Origin of the sequence: uncultured Methylobacterium sp. (assembly GCF_964244095.1) — a bacterium.
GTDB lineage: Bacteria > Pseudomonadota > Alphaproteobacteria > Rhizobiales > Beijerinckiaceae > Methylobacterium.
Genome location: NZ_CAXTHR010000226.1, coordinates 1 through 3951, shown reverse-complemented (window position 1 = coordinate 3951; position 3951 = coordinate 1). Strand labels below are relative to the sequence as shown.

Genomic DNA, 3951 nt, shown 5'->3' with positions numbered 1-3951 from the left:
AGGTGGCGGCGAGCTGGCCGACGTAGCGGCCGGAATCCGAGTAGCCGAACTGCACGGTGAGGCGGCCGATGCGCTGGAGGTGGCGGCGCCAGTGCGGGTTGCGCAGCGCGTCGTCGAGCACGCGGATGCCCTGCTCCAGCGCGCTCGCCGTCTCGAACAGCGGCGTGATCTCGAGCTTGTCGGCGATGCCGTAATGCCGCGCCAGCCACAGGGCGGCCAGCAGCGTGTAGCCGGTCTCGGTCTCGGCGATGAGGAAGCGCACGGGGTGCGTGCCGTCCACGTGCTTGAGGATCTGCGCGATCGTCATCATCAGCCGCGCGGCCGACGCCCGCTCGGCGGCCAGCGCCCCGAAATCCACCGAGACCGGCTGCACGTCGTTGAGCAGGGTGTGGATCGCCGAGAGGTGCGAGCGGCGCTGCGCGGCGTCGGCCGGCTCGCCTTCGAGGTCGATCACGCGCCGCACGGCGTTGTGGATCTGGCTGGCGTTGAGCCGGAAATGCGGCAGCGCGTTCGAGAGCCCGTGCGTGGCGATGCCGGCGCGCAGCACCGCGATGGTGCGCCGGTCGCCGTCGTGCTCCGCGGCGGTGATCGCGCCGGCCAGCCCCGCGAGCAGCGCGCCGGAATCGGTCTGCGCCCGCTCGCGCTCGATGATCAGCGCCAGCGCGAAGCGGTGCACCGCCTCCAGCGACGGCTTGGTCCCGAGCCGCGGCGCCACCGCGAGCTGGCGGTTGACCGCGGCGAGCGCGCCCTCGGCCAGCCCCCGCACCACCCCCGTCGCGGGGATGGCGGGGAGGTGGCGCATCACCCGGTCGAGCTGCATGCGCTTGGATTCGAGGCGGTAGCGCAGCGTGTCCCACCAGCCGATGTCGGTGCGCCCGTCGGTGTCGCAACCGACCCAGCTCGCGATGGCGAAGGGGCGCGGCACCAGCTCGGTCCAGCGGTCGGGCCAGCGCGCGCGCGCCGCGTCGAGCAGCGCGCCGTTGAAGGCGTCGAGCGCCTCGCGGCCGTGGTTGGCCGCCACGCACGCCTGCTCGAACTCGCCGTCGAGCGTGATCGGCGCGTCGGGCCGCGTCGAGAGCAGGGCGGCCCGCTCCATCAAGGGCTTGCGCGCATCCGGGTCGCCGAGGCTCGCGGCCTCGGCGATCAGGGCTGCCACCGCCCTCGGCATGCCGAAGGTCGGGTGCGCGGTGAACACCACGGCGAACGCCGTGCGCGCGATCTGCTCGCGAAAGCCCTCGAAGGCGCCGGGCCGGTCCGGCACCGCCGCGACGAGGCGCGCCGGCATCGCGGCATCGGCGTCGGGCGCCACCTCGATCCCGACATAGGCGCGCAGCCGCGCCGCGCGGTCGGTGAGCGCCTGCGCGCGCAGGCGCACGAACAGCGCGTCGAGGTCGGCTTCCGTGATCTCGCCCCGGTCGAAGCGGCGGGTGATCGCCAGCGTCACCGCGAGCACGGGATTGCGGAACGGGTCCTCGCTCGCCTGCTCGCGGGAGGCCTCGATCAGCCCGACGAGATGCCCTTCGAGCTCCTCCGGGTCGCGATGGTCGTCCGTTCGCATCGGTCGGTCGGGCTCCGGGAGGGTTTTTCGCACCGGCGCCGGTGCCGGGGCGGCCGCGCCGTGGGGCGGCGTATGGCGGGCCGTTCCCTCGACGCAAGGACCGTTCCGTCGCCGTCGGCCCGGCGATCCGCGAGGGTGCATGCGCGCGCGCCTTCGGGTAACGCTGGGCGCGATGGAAACCTTCGTGATCCTGGCGGCCGTCACGGCCTGCGCGGCCGCCGGCGTCGTGGTCGCCGCGCTCGCCCGGCGCGGCCGGCGCGGCGCGCTGCGCATGGACAGCGACCTCGACGCCGAGGACGAGGCCCTGCTGCTCGCCGAGATCGGGCCGCCGGAGAGCCCGATCGACCGCTCCGCCGCGGTGCTCGACCTCGATCCGATCCGGCGGCCCGCGCAGGCGGACGCGCCGCGGCGCATCGCCGGGCACGGCCCCACCGGAGACGCCGCGCGATGAGGGCGGTGTTCCGCGCGGCGTGGCTCGCCGCCGGCCTCGCCGCCGGTCCCGCCCGGGCCCAGGGCGTGCCGCCGCCGGCCCAGGCGCCCGCTGCCCAGACGCTTCCTGGCCAGGAACCGCCGACGGCGGCGGCCAACCTCGCGGCGCTCCAGCCCTGCGGCGCGCGGGCGGCGCGCTACGAGGGCGAGAAGGGGTTCGGGATCTTCGTGACGCGGATCGGCCGCGTCCGCGTCGACAACCCGCTGCGGCCGCTGACGCCCGAGGTGACGCAGGTGCTGCAGGTGGTCATCGGGGCCAGGCCCGCCACCGCCTACGGCCCCGATCTCACGACGCTGCGCCGCGGCGGCGCACCCGGCGCCCTGGAGGCGCAACTCGGCGCGCCGATCCGCTGGGAGGCGGCGCTGCCCGATCTCCCCGATCCGCTGGCGATCGTCGCCGAGGACGGCGCGCCGCTGGCCACCCTGGCGTTCCGCGCATGCACCGAGGCGCCGGCCGTGAAGGCACCGCCGGTGGCCGCGCGCAGGGACGGCAAAGGGGACGGCAAGAGGAACGCCGAGGGAGACGGCAAGCCGCCGCCGCGCAAGGGCGCGCGGGCCACGGCGGCGCCGAAGGCCCCACCCGGATTCCAGGTGCCGCAGGGCGCCATCGCCGAGTAGCCGGCCGATCCGCGAGGACGGTCGGGCCGTCCGGGAAGACCGGGCGGCGCGGGCGCGATCCGATGCATCCCTCGGCGGAAGGCCGAGGCTTTCGAAGGACGGGACATGGCAGGCGACATGACGGCGGCCCAGGTGATCGCGGCGCTCGGGCTGAAGCCGCACCCGGAGGGCGGGCATTATCGCGAGACGTTCCGCGATCCCCGCGCGGTAGACGGCCGCTCGGCCGGCAGCGCGATCTACTACCTGCTCGACGTGGGCGAGGTCTCGGCCTGGCACCGGGTCGACGCCGCCGAGATCTGGCACTGGCACGCGGGCGCGCCGCTCGTGCTCAGCGTGAGCCCGAACGGCCACGACGCCGCCGCCCACCATCTCGGTCCCGACCTCCTGCGCGGGCAGCGTCCGCAATTCGTGGTGCCGACGGGCCACTGGCAGACGGCGACGAGCCTGGGCGCCTGGACGCTCGTCGGCTGCACGGTCTCCCCGGCCTTCCGCTTCGAGGGCTTCGAGATGGCCCCGCCGGACTGGCGGCCGACGCCGCGCTGAGCGGCCCCGGCGCCGTGCCGGCCGCGCGCGGCGCAACCGCCGGCCGGGCGGCCGGCACGCCTTCACGGTGCCGTCACGGCACCGCCCTATTCCACGGCCGTCCCGGACGGAGAGACGGACCGATGAGAGCAGACAGGCATGCAACGGGGACGCGGGCGGGGACGCGGGCGGCCGTCGTCGCCGGCCTGATCGTCGCCGGCTGTGCGGCGGCGCAGGCCCAGGCGCCCGCCCAGCTCGGGCCGCGCCCGTTCTACCTCGTGGACAGCATGAAGCCCGGCCCGCTGAAGGACCGCCTCGCGGCCTGCGGCGTCGGGCGGCCCTACACGACGCGGACCTTCTCGATCTCGCACCGGGGCGCGCCCCTGCAGTTCCCCGAGCACACCCGCGAGGGCGTGCTCGCCGCTGCGCGCATGGGCGCGGGCGTGATCGAGTGCGACGTCGCCTTCACCCGGGACCGGCAGCTCGTCTGCCGCCATGCCCAGTGCGACCTGCACACTACCACCGACATCCTCGCCCGGCCGGAGCTCGCGGCCAAGTGCACGCAAGGGTTCCGGCCGGCCGACCCGGCGACCGGCGCCAAGGCCTCGGCCAAGTGCTGCACCAGCGACCTGACGCTTGCCGAGTTCTCGTCGCTCAACGGCAAGATGGACGCGGGCGACGCCACGGCAGAAAATGTCGCCGGCTACATGAACGCGACGCCGCGCTGGCGCACCGACCTCTACGCCACCACCGGCACGCTGATG

Annotated in this window: 5 protein-coding genes; 4 read left to right on the top strand and 1 reads right to left on the bottom strand. The window is 75.4% G+C overall.

All coding sequences use genetic code 11. The features are described 5' to 3' along the window. The coding region (locus ACFE86_RS21495; protein WP_375457350.1) for a phosphoenolpyruvate carboxylase at positions 1-1558 on the bottom strand (1558 nt) is incomplete at its 3' end. A gap of 139 nt (positions 1559-1697) precedes the next feature. On the opposite strand from ACFE86_RS21495, the gene ACFE86_RS21490 reads away from it, so the two are divergent. From ACFE86_RS21490 to ACFE86_RS21475, 4 genes are all read left to right on the top strand, one after another. Further along, positions 1698-2009, top strand: coding sequence for a hypothetical protein (locus ACFE86_RS21490; protein WP_375457349.1), 312 nt, complete (start codon positions 1698-1700; stop codon positions 2007-2009). After that, the gene (locus tag ACFE86_RS21485; RefSeq protein WP_375457348.1) at positions 2006-2665 is read left to right on the top strand and encodes a hypothetical protein; all 660 of its coding nucleotides are present in this window, start codon (positions 2006-2008) and stop codon (positions 2663-2665) included. The genes ACFE86_RS21490 and ACFE86_RS21485 overlap by 4 nt, the downstream gene beginning before the upstream one ends. 105 nt (positions 2666-2770) lie before the next feature. Continuing rightward, entirely contained in the window at positions 2771-3208 is a 438-nt protein-coding gene (locus ACFE86_RS21480; protein ID WP_375457347.1) for a cupin domain-containing protein, read from the top strand. A 122-nt stretch (positions 3209-3330) separates the two neighbouring features. Next, a partial coding sequence (locus ACFE86_RS21475; RefSeq protein ID WP_375457346.1) for a glycerophosphodiester phosphodiesterase family protein occupies positions 3331-3951 on the top strand: 621 nt, incomplete at its 3' end.

Coding starts and splice junctions, on each gene's coding strand:
- ACFE86_RS21485 (WP_375457348.1), top strand. CDS start 2,006: ATGAGGGCGGTGTTCCGCGCGGCGTGGCTCGCCGCCGGCCTCGCCGCC.
- ACFE86_RS21490 (WP_375457349.1), top strand. CDS start 1,698: ATGCGCGCGCGCCTTCGGGTAACGCTGGGCGCGATGGAAACCTTCGTG.
- ACFE86_RS21480 (WP_375457347.1), top strand. CDS start 2,771: ATGGCAGGCGACATGACGGCGGCCCAGGTGATCGCGGCGCTCGGGCTG.